This window comes from Stutzerimonas stutzeri (assembly GCF_024448715.1).
In the GTDB taxonomy this organism is placed as follows: Bacteria; Pseudomonadota; Gammaproteobacteria; order Pseudomonadales; family Pseudomonadaceae; genus Stutzerimonas; species Stutzerimonas stutzeri_AR.
In genome coordinates this window covers 78,198-92,416 of the sequence record NZ_JAMOHZ010000009.1, presented here as the reverse complement: position 1 = coordinate 92,416, position 14,219 = coordinate 78,198, and the positions used below count along the sequence as shown (strand labels likewise).

14 protein-coding genes are annotated in these 14,219 nt (G+C 61.5%); 2 read left to right on the top strand and 12 right to left on the bottom strand.

Going from position 1 to position 14,219, the window contains the following annotated elements:
• Positions 1 to 184: 184 nt before the first annotated feature.
• From dctP to rfbB, 7 genes are all read right to left on the bottom strand, one after another.
• Entirely contained in the window at positions 185 to 1,177 is a 993-nt protein-coding gene (dctP, locus tag NAV33_RS18460; protein ID WP_255982743.1) for a C4-dicarboxylate TRAP substrate-binding protein DctP, read from the bottom strand.
• Positions 1,178 to 1,778: 601 nt separating this feature from the next.
• Positions 1,779 to 3,170: a sigma-54-dependent transcriptional regulator gene (locus tag NAV33_RS18455; protein ID WP_255982742.1), complete on the bottom strand. Its 1,392-nt coding sequence runs from the start codon at positions 3,168 to 3,170 to the stop codon at positions 1,779 to 1,781.
• 1 nt (position 3,171) lies between these two features.
• The gene (locus tag NAV33_RS18450; RefSeq protein ID WP_255982740.1) at positions 3,172 to 4,971 is read right to left on the bottom strand and encodes a sensor histidine kinase; all 1,800 of its coding nucleotides are present in this window, start codon (positions 4,969 to 4,971) and stop codon (positions 3,172 to 3,174) included.
• A 101-nt stretch (positions 4,972 to 5,072) separates the two neighbouring features.
• Positions 5,073 to 5,984 carry a dTDP-4-dehydrorhamnose reductase gene (rfbD, locus tag NAV33_RS18445; RefSeq protein ID WP_255982738.1) on the bottom strand — a complete coding sequence of 304 codons (912 nt, stop codon included), beginning with the start codon at positions 5,982 to 5,984 and terminating at the stop codon, positions 5,073 to 5,075.
• Entirely contained in the window at positions 5,981 to 6,526 is a 546-nt protein-coding gene (gene rfbC / locus NAV33_RS18440) for a dTDP-4-dehydrorhamnose 3,5-epimerase (RefSeq protein ID WP_255982736.1), read from the bottom strand. Before rfbC ends, rfbD begins: the two co-directional genes overlap by 4 nt.
• Positions 6,523 to 7,395, bottom strand: coding sequence for a glucose-1-phosphate thymidylyltransferase RfbA (gene rfbA / locus NAV33_RS18435; protein WP_255982733.1), 873 nt, complete (start codon positions 7,393 to 7,395; stop codon positions 6,523 to 6,525). Before rfbA ends, rfbC begins: the two co-directional genes overlap by 4 nt.
• Positions 7,392 to 8,462 carry a dTDP-glucose 4,6-dehydratase gene (gene rfbB, locus NAV33_RS18430; protein ID WP_255982731.1) on the bottom strand — a complete coding sequence of 357 codons (1,071 nt, stop codon included), beginning with the start codon at positions 8,460 to 8,462 and terminating at the stop codon, positions 7,392 to 7,394. Before rfbB ends, rfbA begins: the two co-directional genes overlap by 4 nt.
• A gap of 334 nt (positions 8,463 to 8,796) precedes the next feature.
• On the opposite strand from rfbB, the gene NAV33_RS18425 reads away from it, so the two are divergent.
• Positions 8,797 to 9,105: a hypothetical protein gene (locus NAV33_RS18425; RefSeq protein ID WP_255982730.1), complete on the top strand. Its 309-nt coding sequence runs from the start codon at positions 8,797 to 8,799 to the stop codon at positions 9,103 to 9,105.
• A 114-nt stretch (positions 9,106 to 9,219) separates the two neighbouring features.
• Here the strand turns inward: NAV33_RS18425 and NAV33_RS18420 are convergent, their stop codons facing one another.
• Genes NAV33_RS18420 through NAV33_RS18405 form a run of 4 tightly spaced genes read right to left on the bottom strand, consistent with a single transcriptional unit; the run spans position 9,220 to position 12,692 of the window.
• Complete coding sequence (locus NAV33_RS18420) at positions 9,220 to 9,849, bottom strand: ABC-type transport auxiliary lipoprotein family protein (protein WP_255982728.1); 630 nt, start codon at positions 9,847 to 9,849, stop codon at positions 9,220 to 9,222.
• Complete coding sequence (locus NAV33_RS18415) at positions 9,846 to 10,784, bottom strand: MlaD family protein (protein WP_255982726.1); 939 nt, start codon at positions 10,782 to 10,784, stop codon at positions 9,846 to 9,848. Before NAV33_RS18415 ends, NAV33_RS18420 begins: the two co-directional genes overlap by 4 nt.
• A gap of 1 nt (position 10,785) precedes the next feature.
• On the bottom strand, positions 10,786 to 11,574 hold the full coding sequence (locus NAV33_RS18410; RefSeq protein WP_255982724.1) for an ABC transporter ATP-binding protein: 789 nt from the start codon (positions 11,572 to 11,574) through the stop codon (positions 10,786 to 10,788).
• Entirely contained in the window at positions 11,571 to 12,692 is a 1,122-nt protein-coding gene (locus tag NAV33_RS18405) for an ABC transporter permease (RefSeq protein ID WP_255982992.1), read from the bottom strand. The genes NAV33_RS18410 and NAV33_RS18405 overlap by 4 nt, the downstream gene beginning before the upstream one ends.
• Before the next feature lie 359 nt (positions 12,693 to 13,051).
• On the opposite strand from NAV33_RS18405, the gene NAV33_RS18400 reads away from it, so the two are divergent.
• Positions 13,052 to 13,459 (top strand): VanZ family protein, encoded by a 408-nt coding sequence (locus NAV33_RS18400; RefSeq protein ID WP_255982990.1) that lies wholly within the window; start codon positions 13,052 to 13,054, stop codon positions 13,457 to 13,459.
• 20 nt (positions 13,460 to 13,479) lie between these two features.
• On the opposite strand, the gene NAV33_RS18395 is transcribed toward NAV33_RS18400, so the two are convergent.
• Positions 13,480 to 14,133 (bottom strand): DUF2238 domain-containing protein, encoded by a 654-nt coding sequence (locus NAV33_RS18395; RefSeq protein WP_255982722.1) that lies wholly within the window; start codon positions 14,131 to 14,133, stop codon positions 13,480 to 13,482.
• Positions 14,134 to 14,219 lie beyond the last annotated feature (86 nt).

Sequence of the window (14,219 nt, the reverse complement as noted above, 5' to 3'; positions counted from 1 at the left end):
GTACAGAGCGTGCGCCATGAACCGGTCTGGTGACCGGGTTATAGAGCAATGAAAAACTGTTGTTCGTCCAAGCGCCGAATCGTCTCGCCTTGATAACCGCCTGGTTGGTTTTGTTTTTCACTGATCTATCGGTGTGCAACTACCGGAACGGAGAGGGCGGGTTATGCCCGCCCTCTCGACAGGCTTACTGAGCGTTGGACGCCTCGGCGGCCTTGATCAGGTCAGCACCGATGTCGTTCTCGAATTTCTTCCAGACCGGCTTCATGGCTTCGCGCCACTTGGCACGCTCTTCCGGAGTCAGCACCAGGATTTCGGTGGTGCCGGCTGCCAGAATGTCCGCCTTGGCCTTCTGGTTCAGCGCATCGGCCTGCTTGTTCACCTCGACGGTTACCTCTTCCAGAATGCTTTCCAGCTCGCCGCGAACATCATCCGGCAGGCCGTTCCAGAACTTGGTGTTGGTGATCAGCATGTAGTCGAGCAGACCGTGGTCAGACTCGGTGATGTGCTTCTGAACTTCGTGCATCTTCTGCGAGTAGATGTTCGAGTAGGGGTTCTCGGCACCGTTTACTACGCCGGTCTGCAGACCCTGATAAACCTCGGCGAAGCTCATCTTGCGCGGGTTGGCGCGCAGGGCCTTGAACTGCTCGTCCAGTACGGCGGAAGCCTGAACGCGGAACTTCAGACCACGGGCGTCTGACGGCTCGCGCAGTTCCTTGTTGGCGGACAGCTGCTTCATGCCGTTGTGCCAGTAGCCCAGGCCGGTAATGTTCTTGTCTTCCATGGAGTGCAGCAGCTTTTGGCCGGCATCGCTCTGCTGGAAGCGGTCAACCGCCTGGATGTTGTCGAACAGGAACGGCAGGTCGAATACCTGAACGCCCTTGGAGTAATGCTCGAACTTTGCCAGCGAAGGTGCGATCAGCTGGACATCACCCAGCAGCAGCGCTTCCATTTCCTTGCCGTCGCCGAACAGCGACGAGTTCGGGTAGACCTGAACTTCGACCTTGCCGGGCAGACGCTCTTCCACCAGCTTCTTGAACAGGTTGGCGCCCTGGCCTTTCGGCGTGTTTTCGGCAACTACGTGGGAGAACTTGATCAGGATCGGGTCGGCGGCTTGGGCCAGACCGGCGATACCCAGGGACAGCGCGCAGGCAAGCGCCGTGGCAGTCAGCTTGAACATTGTTGTGTTTCCTCTTGTTGTGGATTGAGCCGCCGCATCGAAGCGGAAAGCTCGGCTGTAACCAGCAAGACAAGTCTAGGCGTCATTAGCAACATGCGCCCCTAATCGGCTCGGCTTACCGGTTCACCGTTTAGCGAGAGCAAGCTCTGTGCCAAAATGCACAGGACGATGCGACTCGTAACGCGGGAGTCTACTCGCAGGATGGCAAAATACCGACGAATAATTCTCAACCGGCCCGTCTGGCTCGCAGGTTTTGCTGTCGTTAGTAGGTCACTGCCAGAGGCAGCAAGTGGCGCGAATTCCGAGATAGCGATCGGCTCCTTTCATCGCTCAAGTGATCCATGTTTTGGATGACTCTACTCGGCGCTAATGACCGCTGGAATTCATCATTAAACAAGCCAGGCTTCGTCTTCCGCGAATGCAGAGGCCAGAGAATGCGGGTTCTCGGGAAGAGGGTTCACGATTCATGAGCGCTTGGCCACTGCGGTTCAGCTGTCGTGAAGCGTAATGGCGGCGCCTCGATCTCTGCTGGGGACCCATTACGACAGGCGCCAGCTCAGCTTCATGAGTCGTTCGCCAATGCATGGCGGAAAACCGCCAGCTACTCGCTTTCCTCTGGCGAGGTCCCGCCAGCATCGCTGAAGACCAGGCCATGCTTGCGCACTTTGTCGTGCAGGGTTTTGCGTGGCAGTCCAAGTGCCTCGGCGACACTGCGCAACGAGCTGTGCGGGCGCGCCAGCTCGGCGGCAATCAGGGCTCGTTCGAAGGCATCGACCTGCTCGTTGAGCGCGCTGCCAGCGTTGCTGGGCGTGCCTTCGACGAGGCGTGCCGGATCGTCGAGCCCCAGCTGAAGCCCCAGGGCGAAACGCTCCGCGGTGTTCTGCAGTTCTCGCACGTTGCCGGGCCAGGTGTGACGCAGCAGATGAGCACGCTGCTCCGGACGCAGCTCGCGAATCGGCAAGCCGTGGCGGCTGGCGGCGGTTTCGGCGAAATGCTGAAACAGGAACAAGACGTCCTCGCTGCGCTCTCGAAGCGGCGGGATACGCAAGGGTGCGACATTCAGCCGGTAGTAGAGGTCTGCGCGGAAACGGCCCTGGTCAGCAGCTTGACGCAGATCTTCCTTGGTGGCGGCGATAACGCGGATGTCGAGCGGGATCGACTGATTGCCACCGAGGCGCTCAACGATCCGCTCCTGCAACATGCGTAGCAGCTTGACCTGCACGTCCAGGCTCATGCTTTCGATTTCATCGAGGAACAGCGTGCCGCCATTGGCGAACTCGAACTTGCCGATGCGGCGCTTTTGCGCGCCGGTGAACGCGCCGGCTTCATGGCCGAAAAGTTCGCTTTCCACCACCGATTCGGCCAGTGCACCGGCATTGATGGCAACGAACGGGCCGCTTCGGCGGCTGGATAGATCATGCAGTGCACGCGCGACGACTTCCTTGCCCGCGCCGGTTTCGCCGAGAATCAGCACATCGGCCTGCGTTCCGGCGAGCGCGCCGATCTGTTCGCGTAGGGCCCGCATTGCCGGCGATTGCCCCAGCAGGCGCGTCGATAACTGCTGACGGTCGGCCAGGGCCATGCGCAGGCTGCGGTTGTCCAACACCAGCTGACGCAGGGCGAGGGCGCGACGCACGCTGTCGAGCAGGGCCTCGCTGGGAAAGGGTTTCTCGAGAAAATCATAGGCCCCGGCGCGCATCGCCTGCACAGCCAGCTGGATATCGCCATGACCGGTGATCAGCAGCACCGGCAGCTCGCTGTCGATGGTGTGCAGTTGTTGCTGCAGTTCGAGGCCATCGATACCTGGCATACGGATATCGCTGACCACCACGCCGGGCCAGCCCATCGGTAGTAGCGATGCTAGACCGCGCGCATCGCCCAGACTGAGTACCTTGAGCCCGGCGAGATCGAGCGTCTGGCTCAGCGCCTTGCGTAAATGGGGATCGTCGTCGACCAGAATTACCTGAGTCTGCGGGTCGATCTGGCTGGTCATGCTAGTCCTCGCTCGGGAAGGCGACGCCGGGGTCGGCGAATTGCAGGTAGAGGCTGAGCTGGGCGCCGCCCTCGGGATGGTTAGCGATGATCAGCTCGCCGCCCAGGGCGCGTGTCAGCGTATCGCAGATCGCCAAGCCCAGGCCCAGCCCCTGCGCGCTGGTCTTGGTGGTGAAGAAGGGTTCGCGGGAGCGCTGCAATGCCTCGGCGGAAAACCCCGAGCCATTGTCGCGCAAAGTCAACAGCACGCCATCGCCCTGGCGCTCGGCGCGCAGCCAGATGCGCCGTACCGGCGGCCGCTCGTTGAGTGCGTCGAGCGCATTGGCCAGGAGATTTGAAAGAATCTGCCGCAGTCGCGTTTCGCCCGCCTGAACCCAGAGCGTGGCTTCCGGCAGGTCGCGGATCAGCTCGACACCCATTGCCTGCCGTCTTTTGGCCAACAGCGCCAGCGCATCATCGAGTGCCGGTTGCAGCGCCACCCGCTCCGGCGCATGGCGGTCGCGCCGGGCGAAGGCGCGTAGGTGAGCGATGATCGACGCCATGCGCGCAGTCAACTCACTGATCAGCTTGAGATTGTCGCGAGCCTCCTCGTTGCGCTGCTGGTCGAGCAGCACGCCGGCGTTGTCCGCATAGCTGCGGATAGCCCCCAGCGGTTGATTGAGCTCATGGCTGATACTCGCCGACATCGTGCCAAGCGCCGACAGCTTGCCGGCTTGCAGCAGCTCATCCTGTGCGCGAACCAATTCCTGTTGCGCCTGCTCGCGCTCGAGCACCTCCAGCTTGAGTCTGCTATTGAGCGCTTCCAGGTCCTGGGTCCGCTCCTGTACGCGGCGCTCCAGTTGCTGGCGCGCCTTGGCGTCCAGCGCAATGCGCTCGAGATAATGCCGGCGTCGCTGCATCATTAACCCGATCAACAGCAACAGCGTCGCCAGGGTTGCCGCACCGATCGCCACGACGGTCTGTACCGGCCGCTCGACCAGGCTGATCGGCGCCAGGATGCGTACCGTCCAGCCGATTTCCTTGAGTTCTCGGCTCTGGATCAACCAGGCGTCGATATCGAGTGTCAGGTCCAGGGGCTCAAGGGTCGGGTACGGGCGGTCGGATGCGATCTGCTCGCGGTCGTCGGCATCCAATGCTCGGCTCGCGCGGAAACGCCATTCAGGCTGCGACGTCAGAATCACCACACCGAGGTTATCGGTCACCATGAGTTGCTCCGGGGTGCTGCCCCACAGCGTCTCGGTATGGTCCAGTTCGACTTTGACCACCAGCACGCCGAGCATTTCTGTGCCGTCGCGCACGGCCGCGCCGAAATAATAGCCACGCTTGCCGGAGGTAGTACCCAGGCCAAAGAAGCGCCCCAGCCCGCCGGCCATGGCTTCCCTGAAATAGGGGCGAAACGCGAAGTTTCGATCGACGAAGCTGTCTTCATCGTTCCAGTTCGACGCTGCCAGGGTATTGCCGTCCGGTGCCATCAGGTAGATCACGTCGGCACCGGTTTCCTTGCGTAACCGGTTCAACAGGCGATTGGCCTGATCCTTGGCGGTTGGGTTGTCGGCCTGGCGAAGAGCGGTACGCAGAGTCGGCAGGTCGCCGAGGATGCGCGGCAGCACTTCGTAGCGCCGCAATGAGCCGAGCAGATTGGCCACATAGAGATCGAGTGTCTGCCGATTCTGTTCGATCAGCTCGTTGCTGTAGTACCGCTCGGCCAGATGCTGCAACGGCCACAGCAGCGGTGCGAGCAACAAGGCCAGCAAGGCCAGGTTGCGCCAGCGTGGACGACGAGGAGATTCAGGAGGAGTCATGCGGATGCGCCTGTGATTCGGGCACATTATGCACGTTCAGGGAATTATGGGCGCCACCAGGACGGGGGCTGGACGGCTTGCCTCAGCAGCGCCGGCCTCAATCAAACACCCTGTGTAGCCTCGAAACTGTGCTCTGCCGGGCTGTTGCGCGGGTTGTCGAGACACTGATGCAGAGCGGTTTCCCAGTCCGGCAGTTCAACGTTCCACTCACGCTGCAAGCGTGCGCAGCTAAGGCGCGAATTGAGCGGGCGCTGAGCGGCTGTGGGGTAGTCCTTGGACATGATGGGCTCGAGTGTGGCGCGCAGGCGACCTTGCTGATCCAACTGCTCGGCGATGCAGCAGGCGAAACCGTACCAGGACGTCTCGCCAGTGGCGGACAGATGATACAACCCACTGGGTCCGCCGCTACCGTCACGCCACTTGCGCACCATATCAGCCGTAACCGCGGCGATGGTGCCGGCCCAGGTCGGTGCGCCGATCTCGTCGTCGACGACCGACAGCGAGTCGCGTTCTTGCAACAGGCGCTGCATTGTCAGCAGGAAGTTGCGACCGTGCAGCGAGTAGACCCAGCTGGTGCGCAGAATCAGGTGCTGGCCGCCAATCGCCTGGATCGCCTGTTCACCGGCCAGCTTGCTCGCGCCATAAACGCTCAACGGGGCTGGCTGATCCTCTTCGTCATACGGCTCGAGCTTGCGTCCATCGAAGACATAGTCGGTGGAATAGTGAATCAGCGGCACGCCAAGAGCTGCAGCTTCCTCTGCGAGCACGCCAGGGCCGGTGGCGTTCACCGCGAAGGCCTGATCACGATCGCCCTGTGCTGGGTCGACGGCCGTGTAGGCGGCTGCGTTGATGATCATGTCAGGGCGTAGCAGGCGCACTTGCTGGCGAATCTGCCTGGGCTCGGCCAAGTCCAGCGCCTTGTGTCCCAAGGCGAGCACTCTCCCTTCACCGGCCAGCGCCAGTTGCAGCTCCTGAGACAGTTGCCCCTTGCTACCGGTGATGAGGATTTTCATGCAAACAGCTCCGCTTCACTGAGTATCTTGCCCGCGGCGTCTTTCTGCGATAGCTGCGGTAGTTCCTGAAACGGCCACTCGATGCCGATCTGCGGGTCGTTCCAGAGCAGCGAGCGTTCATGGGCCGGTGCGTAGTAATCGGTGGTCTTGTAAAGGAACTCGGCGCTTTCGCTGAGTACCACGAAGCCGTGGGCGAAACCCTCGGGAATCCACAGCATCCGCTGGTTCTGGGCGCTCAGGCGGGTACCGACCCAACGTCCGAAGCTCGGCGAGCTGCGGCGCAGATCCACGGCTACGTCGAACACTTCGCCAGCCACGACCCGCACAAGCTTCCCCTGCGGCTGCTGGATTTGGTAATGCAGCCCGCGCAGTACGCCGCGCTGGGACTTGGAATGGTTGTCCTGAACAAAGGTGCGCTTGAGGCCGGTTGCGGCCTCGAAGGCGGCGGCGTTGAAGCTTTCGTAGAAAAAGCCGCGCTCATCACCGAACACCTTGGGCTCGATGATCAGCACGTCGGGAATGTCGGTTTCGATGATCTTCATGCGTCTTCACCGGCCAGCTTGAACAGATACTGGCCATAGCCGGTCTTGCCCAGGGCATCGGCGCGTTGTAGCAGCTGCTCGCGGTCGATCCACTTGTGCTGATAGGCGATTTCTTCCAGGCAGGCGACCTTCAATCCCTGGCGGTGCTCGATGGTCTGCACGTACTGCGAAGCTTCAAGAAGACTGTCGTGGGTGCCGGTGTCGAGCCAGGCGAAGCCGCGGCCGAAGCGTTCGACGTTGAGGTCGCCGCGCTTGAGGTAGGCATTGTTGACGTCGGTGATTTCCAGCTCGCCACGCGGCGACGGTTTGATCGACTTGGCGATCTCGATCACGTCGTTGTCGTAGAAGTACAGACCGGTGACGGCATAGCTGGATTTCGGCTTCGACGGCTTCTCTTCGATCGACAACGCCTTGCCTGACTCGTCGAAATCGATAACGCCGAAACGCTCCGGATCCTTGACCCAGTAGCCGAACACCGTGGCACCCTTTTTCTGCGCCGACGCGCGCTGCAGCTTCTCGGTGAAGTGCTGGCCGTGGAAGATGTTGTCGCCGAGGATCAGGCACACCGAGTCGTCGCCGATGAATTCTTCGCCGATCAGGAAAGCCTGGGCCAGACCGTCTGGCGAAGGTTGTTCGGCGTAGCTGAAGTTGACCCCGAACTGGCTGCCGTCGCCCAGCAGGTTGCGGTATTGCGGCAGGTCCTGCGGTGTGGAGATCAGCAGAATGTCGCGGATGCCGGCGAGCATCAGTACCGAAATCGGGTAATAGGCCATCGGCTTGTCGTAGATCGGCAGTAATTGCTTGGATACGCCCAGGGTGATGGGATGCAGACGGGTGCCGGAGCCTCCGGCGAGGATGATTCCTTTCATGCGTTCTCCAGGGCGCCAAGGCGCTCACGTTGATAGCTGCCGTCCTGAACGCGACGGCACCATTCGAGGTTGTTGAGGTACCACTGCACCGTCTTGCGCAGGCCGGTCTCGAAGGTTTCCTGCGGGACCCAGCCCAGCTCGCGCTCGATCTTGCTGGCGTCGATGGCATAACGCAGATCGTGGCCAGGGCGGTCTTTGACGAAGGTGATCAAGTCTTCGTAACGCGCCATACCTTCCGGCTTCTGCGGCGCCAGTTCTTCGAGCAGGGCGCAGATGCCGCGCACCACGTCGATATTCTTCTGCTCGTTATGGCCGCCGATGTTGTAGGTCTCGCCTACTTCACCTTCGCTGACGACCTTGAACAGGGCGCGGGCGTGATCCTCAACGAACAGCCAGTCGCGTACTTGGGCGCCATCGCCATAGACGGGCAGCGGCTTGCCATCCAGTGCGTTGAGGATAACCAGCGGGATCAGCTTCTCGGGGAAGTGATAGGGGCCATAGTTGTTCGAACAGTTGGTGATCAGTACCGGCAGGCCATAGGTCCGCTGCCAGGCCCGGACCAGGTGATCCGACGAGGCCTTGCTGGCCGAATACGGCGAGCTGGGCGCATAGGGCGTGGTCTCGGTGAACAGGTCGTCGACACCGTGCAGGTCGCCGTAGACCTCATCGGTAGAGATGTGATGGAAACGAAAGGCCTGGCGGCGGCCTTCGGGCAGTGTCTGCCAGTAAGCACGAGTCGCTTCCAGCAATTGGTAGGTGCCGACGATGTTGGTTTGAATGAATTCGGCCGGGCCGTCGATTGAACGATCGACGTGGGATTCGGCGGCCAGGTGCATGATGGCGTCCGGTTGGAATTCCAGCAGCGCTTCGCTTACCCGCTCGCGATCGGCGATGTCGGCCTGAAGAAACTGATAGCGATCGCTGCTCTGCACTTCCGCCAGCGACTCGAGATTGCCGGCGTAGGTCAGCTTGTCCAGGTTGAGGACGCTGTGCTCGGTGTCTTGGATGAGATGGCGGATCAGTGCAGAGCCGATGAATCCGGCTCCGCCGGTGACGAGAATGCGCATGATGATAGGCTTCCTTGGCGCGCTACAGAGCAACGGGCTCTTTGGCATGTCGGCAGGATAGACCTGCCGAAAATATAAAAATTCCCAGCTGTGGGCTGGAGAGGATAAGGCTTCGGCGAAAGTCTGCCGCGGCGCTGCCTGACAGACAATGACGACGATAGATCGGTCGCATGTAACGGCCCATGACGCGGCGAAGTCGGCCGCTCTTTTGTGCAGATTTTGCGCAGAGCAGCACACTGGCTCGCTCAGCGGTCCTCACGATACAAAGGGATGGGTGGCGCAGTTGGCGCAAATGAGTAATATCGCCTCGGAATTCACGACAGGTAGCAATGGAATGCCCACCCGTAACGCACAGCTCGCCGAGTTGCTTAGCCTCACTGCGCAGAGTATTTCCCAATTATCCGAAGCGCTGACGACCTTTTCTTTCGAACTCATGGCCAGCGAGGATCCCGCTGCGCGCATCGCCAGCCGCCGCATGGTGTCCCGAGTCTCGACAATCCAATCGACCTTCGACCAGAAGTGGCGCGAGCTCAGCGCCGTCGCTGGGATTGCGCCGAACACATCTGGCTCGGAACCCGGGGTGGTCACGCATTCTTCGCCTGAGAACCCTGGTTCCGCCAAGTCTACTCGTAGCGAAAGCTAGCGCAGCGAGGCGTGTTGACGTAGCCAACTCAATCCGTGAACCCCGGCTATGACGAACTGCTCGGGTCTCTAGACTCCCGGCGAACAACTGCTGGGAAGCGAGGCGGTGAACGCTTCAGCCTTGCGGCATTTGCTTTGCGTGGGAAAGGGTCCATGCGAGAACCTCTTGGCTCAACGTGTCGCTGGCCTGACCGAACGCCTCGACCACACTTTCGACGCTCGGATCGGCGCTGGACTGGCGAACCTCGAAACGCCGGCTGGCCAGGGTGTGCTGGTTCTGGCGGTTCACCAGGCGCGCATCGAGTCGAATCAGCACCTGTGGCTCGCCGTCGACGTATTCACTCTGGAACGCGCGCAAATCGCTGTGCAAGCTGATATCGGCATAAAGATTGACATCCTCGTTGCTCACCGAAGGCATGCGCCCGTCACGCTGGAACGCTTCGATCAGACGGTCGCGCAGCAGCACTGGCGCCGCATCGCTCCAGCGTGCACCCTGGTAGGCGCTGATCTGATTGCCCTGCGGGACCACGGCAATGCGCTGGCCGGACAGAATGCGGCTGGCCTGTGGAGTATTGATGCGCAACGCGTGCTGCAGCGTCGGCTCGCTGGCCCGCTGCGGTGTCGTCGCGGTAGGCAGAAGGAAAATTCGCAACGGCTCGGAATCCGGCAATATCGAACATGCCGATAGCACTGCGAACAGCCCGAATAGAGCGAGGCGGGGCAGAGGACGACGGCGAAGTCTCATGGGTTGAACTCCTGCAGTTTGTCACGGCCGAGCAGGAACGCGCTCGGGTTGTCTTCCAGGCGCTGAGTGACCCGGCGCAGCGCGCCGAGGGTCGAGCGCAGCTCGTTGATCGCCGGCCCCAGTTCGTTGAAGCCCTGCATGCCGTTATTCAGCGCGCCCTGGTTTTCTTCGAGCAGCGTATCCAGGCGGGAGGTGGTGCGATCCAGCGCACTCATCGACTGCGCAGCACTGTCGAGCACGCTGCGGCCTTGTTCATCGAGCAATCCGTTGGCATTGCGTGCCAAAGTCGATAGCTCACCCATGACGGTATTGGCCTGCTGGCTGAGTTGATTGAATTGCTGCAGCGTCTGGGCCAGGTCGCCGCGCTGGTCGGACAGCACGCTCGTCGCTTGCTCCAAATGTTCCAAGGTGCTGCTCAGGCGCGTTGTGTTTTCCTCGGAGAAGACCTTGTTGGCGCTGAGCAGCAGGTTGTTGATATTGCTCATCAGGTCCTCGCCGTTTTCTAGCAGCGCGCTGAGCGAGGACGGGTCGGCGACAATCAGCGGCGGGTTGTCGGAATCGCCTTCCAGGCGCGGGCTTTCTGGGGTGCCGCCGTGCAGCTGGATGACCATGCTGCCGGTGATGTTGGCCAATGCCAGGCGCGCCTGTGTATCCGTCTTGATTGGCGTGCCGCCATAGACGCGAATGCGTGCGCGGACCTTACGTGGATCATCCGGCTCCAGCCACAGCTGGGTCACGTCGCCGACCTTGATGCCGCTGTATTCCACCGAACTACCGCTGGAAAGCCCGCTTACCGCCTGGCTGAAACCGATGTCGTAGTAGCTGTATTCGCGGTCCATGCTGGACTTGCCCAGCCACAGCGCGAAAACCAGCGCGCAGCCGACTGCGATAACGGTGAACAGTCCGATCAATACATGATGGGCACGGGTTTCCATCTTAGAAATTCTCCAGCTTTAGCGCCGCTTCGTGCGCCGCGCGGCCACGCGGGCCGTGAAAATATTCACGAATCCAGTCATCGTCGGTAGCGGCGACCGCTTCCAGTGTATCGACCACCAATACGCGCTTTTGCGCCAGCACCGCGACGCGGTCGCAGATGGTATAGAGCGTATCCAGATCATGAGTGACCAGAAACACGCTGAAGCCCAGGGCATCGCGCAGGGTCAGGATCAGCTGATCGAACGCTGCGGCGCCGATGGGATCCAGCCCCGCGGTTGGCTCGTCGAGAAACAGCACTTCCGGGTCCAACGCCAATGCGCGGGCCAGCGCGGCACGCTTGACCATGCCGCCGGACAACTCGTCGGGATACTTGCAGGCAGCTTCCGGTGGCAGGCCAGCTAGCGCCAGCTTCTGCCGCGCCAGGTGTTCGGCATCGGCACGCTTGAGCCCGGCGTGTTCGATCAGCGGCAGCGCGACGTTTTCCTGCAGATTCAGCGAGGTGAACAGGGCGCCGCGCTGGAACAGGACGCCAAAGCGGCGCTCGACCTCTGAACGGCGCTGCGTAGAAAGCTTCAGCAGGTTCTCGCCGAATACCTTGACGCTGCCGGCGTTGGGCCGACGCAGGCCGACGATGCTGCGCAGCAGTACCGACTTGCCGGTGCCGGAGCCGCCTACCACGCCGAGAATCTCACCGCGGCGGATATCCAGGTCGAGGTTGACGTGCACCGCCTGGCTGCCGAAACGGTTGACCAGACCGCGGACCTGAATCACGGGTTCGTCTGATTTCACCAGCCCATCTCCATGAAGAACAGCGCGGCGATGGCATCGAGCAGGATCACCATGAAGATCGATTGCACCACGCTGGAGGTGGTGTGCTCGCCCACCGACTGCGCGCTGCCGCTAGCCTTGAAACCTTCCAGACAGCCGATCACAGCGATCAGGAAAGCGAACACCGGCGCCTTGCCGATGCCGACTAGAAAGTGATTGAGCGGAATGTCGCGCTGCAGGATGGTGAAGAACATCGCCGGCGAGATATCCAGCGCCAGCGAACACACCACCAGCCCGCCAACGATGCCACTGAGTATCCCGATAAAGGTCAGGATTGGCAGCGTAATCAGCATCGCCAGCACCCGCGGCAGCACCAGCAGTTCGATCGGGCTGAGGCCAAGGGTACGGATCGCGTCTATTTCCTCGTTGGATTTCATCGCGCCGATCTGCGCGGCGAAGGCGCTGGCGGTGCGCCCAGCGAGCAGGATCGCAGCCAACAACACACCGAATTCCCGCAAGAAAGAGAACGCTACCAGGTTGACCGTGTAGATGGTCGCGCCGAAATCGGCCAACACTGTGGCGCCGAGAAAGGCCACCACCGCACCGACCAGAAAAGTCAGCAGCGCGACGATAGGGATGGCGTCCAGGCCGGTCTGCTCGATATGCGCCACTAGTGCGGTCACGCGCCAGCGCCGTGGGTTGAGGATGACCGTGAACAGCGTCTGCAGAGTCAGGCCGATGAAGCCGAGCAGGGTGCGCTGCTGATTCCAGACGGCGGCCACGGTGCGCCCGACATGCGCCAGAACATCGGTCAGGCCATTGGTATCCGGGGTCTGCTCGGCTTCCGGCTGGTCCAACGCCACGGCGACTGTCTTCAGCAAAGCCTGGCGCTCGGGGGCAAGTTGCGGCGCCCACTCGTTCAGCCGGGCGATTCGAGCGGGACCGAGCAGTTCGACCAGCAGACCGGCGCCAGCGGTATCCAGCTCGCCAATGGCATCGAGCTCAATTCTGTCGGTCTCGGTTACCTGGCGGTGCGTCCGCTCGATCTCTCGCCGGAGTGTCGCGTAGTGCTGCAGCGTCCAGTCGCCGCCGATGGCCAGGGTGGCGGCCTGCGCGTCGCTAGTCGGTTGCCGCTGCAGACTGCCCGGCGGCGAAGTGGATTGCGTCAAGGGTTGGGTCCCGTTTACGTGTGGCGTGCGAGGCTCGTGCCTGTCGCCGCGGCTTTGGCGAATGCTATCAGTTCGACCAGATTCTGGTGGTTCCGTTTTGCCAACCGTCCTGGTTGTGGCAACGAGCCCGTCGGCGAGGTGCATTTTGTTACAGCGCGCCGCGAACTATCGCACCTGTTCGGCCTCATAGCGTGCAAGCCGCATTCGACGGCGTACGCATCGCGTCATGCGCTGGTAGCTCAAGCGGCCAGTCTTCCGTAACGGCCCTGTTTCGGGCCCTGTCGTTCGTATCTCCCATCTACCGACCCGCGAGAGCTTTTAATTTGTCGATGAATAATCTGCGCTATCTGCCATTTCTCGCTGTGCTGGCGGTGATCCTGTTTACCGGGCTGCGTCCGGACCCCATTCCACAGGCGTTCGATCAACAGGACAAACTGCACCACCTGCTCGGTTTTGCTGCATTGATGTTCACCATGCGGCTGGCATTCCCGCAGTGGCGCCTGCTCTGGCTGATCGTGCTGAGCCTCACCGCAGCGTTGATGATCGAGATTGCACAGGGATTGCTGCCGAATCGGCAGGCGTCGCTGGCAGACATGCTGGCCAACACCTTGGGCGTGCTGCTTGGCTGGGCCAGTTCGTCCCTGGCGTATCGCTGGTACCTGCGGCGTATCGGCGTGACTACCGATCCGGAAGCATCGGAGCAGGTTGAGCGCGCCGCGGAAGCCACGCGACCCTGAAGCTTGGTCGGCGTAGCGCATCAGCTGGCCGAATCGTTGTGTGAGCGCTGTGTTTTGACGACAAGCGCAGTGACGATCATGGCGACAATCGCTCCGGCTGTCGCCAGAGCCATATCCTTTTGCGGGTCCCATCTATCGTTCTGTGTCGCCAGGAAGGTGCGTCCCAGCCCACCGCCGAGCATCTCGGCGCCAAACCATTCGATCAGCTCGTAGACCGCTGAGGTCGAGAGCACGATGTCTACTGGCAGCACCAGGCTCCAGAACCCTGGGCGCAGGCCCAGGCGGATCAGCACTTCGCGGATGGGATAGGCCAGCAGCAGCCCATAGCTGAAGTGCGCCAGCCGGTCGAACTGGTTGCGTTCCCAGCCCATCTGGTCGTTCAGGCTCTCTCCGGTCAGTGCCTGCCACCAGGCGTCGTAAGGAACGTTGGCATAGGTGTAGTGCGCGCCTAACTGATGGACACAAAGGTAGAGAAAAATCAGCGTTGCTGCGCTACGCGATGGCAGGTAGTGCTTGTGACCAAACAGCAGGGCGGCAACCAGGGCCAGCACTAGCAGGTTTTCCAGCAGCCAATCGTGGCGGTTGAACGGTGCGATGGCCAGCGCCCCCCAAACCATCAGAAAGAGCCCAGCCAGCGTCAGTAGGAAGCGTCGGTGGCTTCGGTCTGTCTCCATGTTCTCTCCTGATCGATAACTGTCTCCCTTGTGGGACCAGCGCAGCGGCAAGAGGGTCCGTCCAGCGGCCGGGGCCGATATTGCAG

Bases quoted from the DNA above. Each gene is read 5' to 3' on its own strand.
- NAV33_RS18400 (WP_255982990.1), top strand. From the start codon at position 13,052: ATGAATAATCTGCGCTATCTGCCATTTCTCGCTGTGCTGGCGGTGATC.
- rfbB (WP_255982731.1), bottom strand. From the start codon at position 8,462: ATGCGCATTCTCGTCACCGGCGGAGCCGGATTCATCGGCTCTGCACTG.
- NAV33_RS18425 (WP_255982730.1), top strand. From the start codon at position 8,797: ATGCCCACCCGTAACGCACAGCTCGCCGAGTTGCTTAGCCTCACTGCG.
- NAV33_RS18455 (WP_255982742.1), bottom strand. From the start codon at position 3,170: ATGACCAGCCAGATCGACCCGCAGACTCAGGTAATTCTGGTCGACGAC.
- rfbC (WP_255982736.1), bottom strand. From the start codon at position 6,526: ATGAAGATCATCGAAACCGACATTCCCGACGTGCTGATCATCGAGCCC.
- rfbA (WP_255982733.1), bottom strand. From the start codon at position 7,395: ATGAAAGGAATCATCCTCGCCGGAGGCTCCGGCACCCGTCTGCATCCC.
- NAV33_RS18450 (WP_255982740.1), bottom strand. From the start codon at position 4,971: ATGACTCCTCCTGAATCTCCTCGTCGTCCACGCTGGCGCAACCTGGCC.
- rfbD (WP_255982738.1), bottom strand. From the start codon at position 5,984: ATGAAAATCCTCATCACCGGTAGCAAGGGGCAACTGTCTCAGGAGCTG.
- NAV33_RS18415 (WP_255982726.1), bottom strand. From the start codon at position 10,784: ATGGAAACCCGTGCCCATCATGTATTGATCGGACTGTTCACCGTTATC.
- NAV33_RS18420 (WP_255982728.1), bottom strand. From the start codon at position 9,849: ATGAGACTTCGCCGTCGTCCTCTGCCCCGCCTCGCTCTATTCGGGCTG.
- NAV33_RS18395 (WP_255982722.1), bottom strand. From the start codon at position 14,133: ATGGAGACAGACCGAAGCCACCGACGCTTCCTACTGACGCTGGCTGGG.
- dctP (WP_255982743.1), bottom strand. From the start codon at position 1,177: ATGTTCAAGCTGACTGCCACGGCGCTTGCCTGCGCGCTGTCCCTGGGT.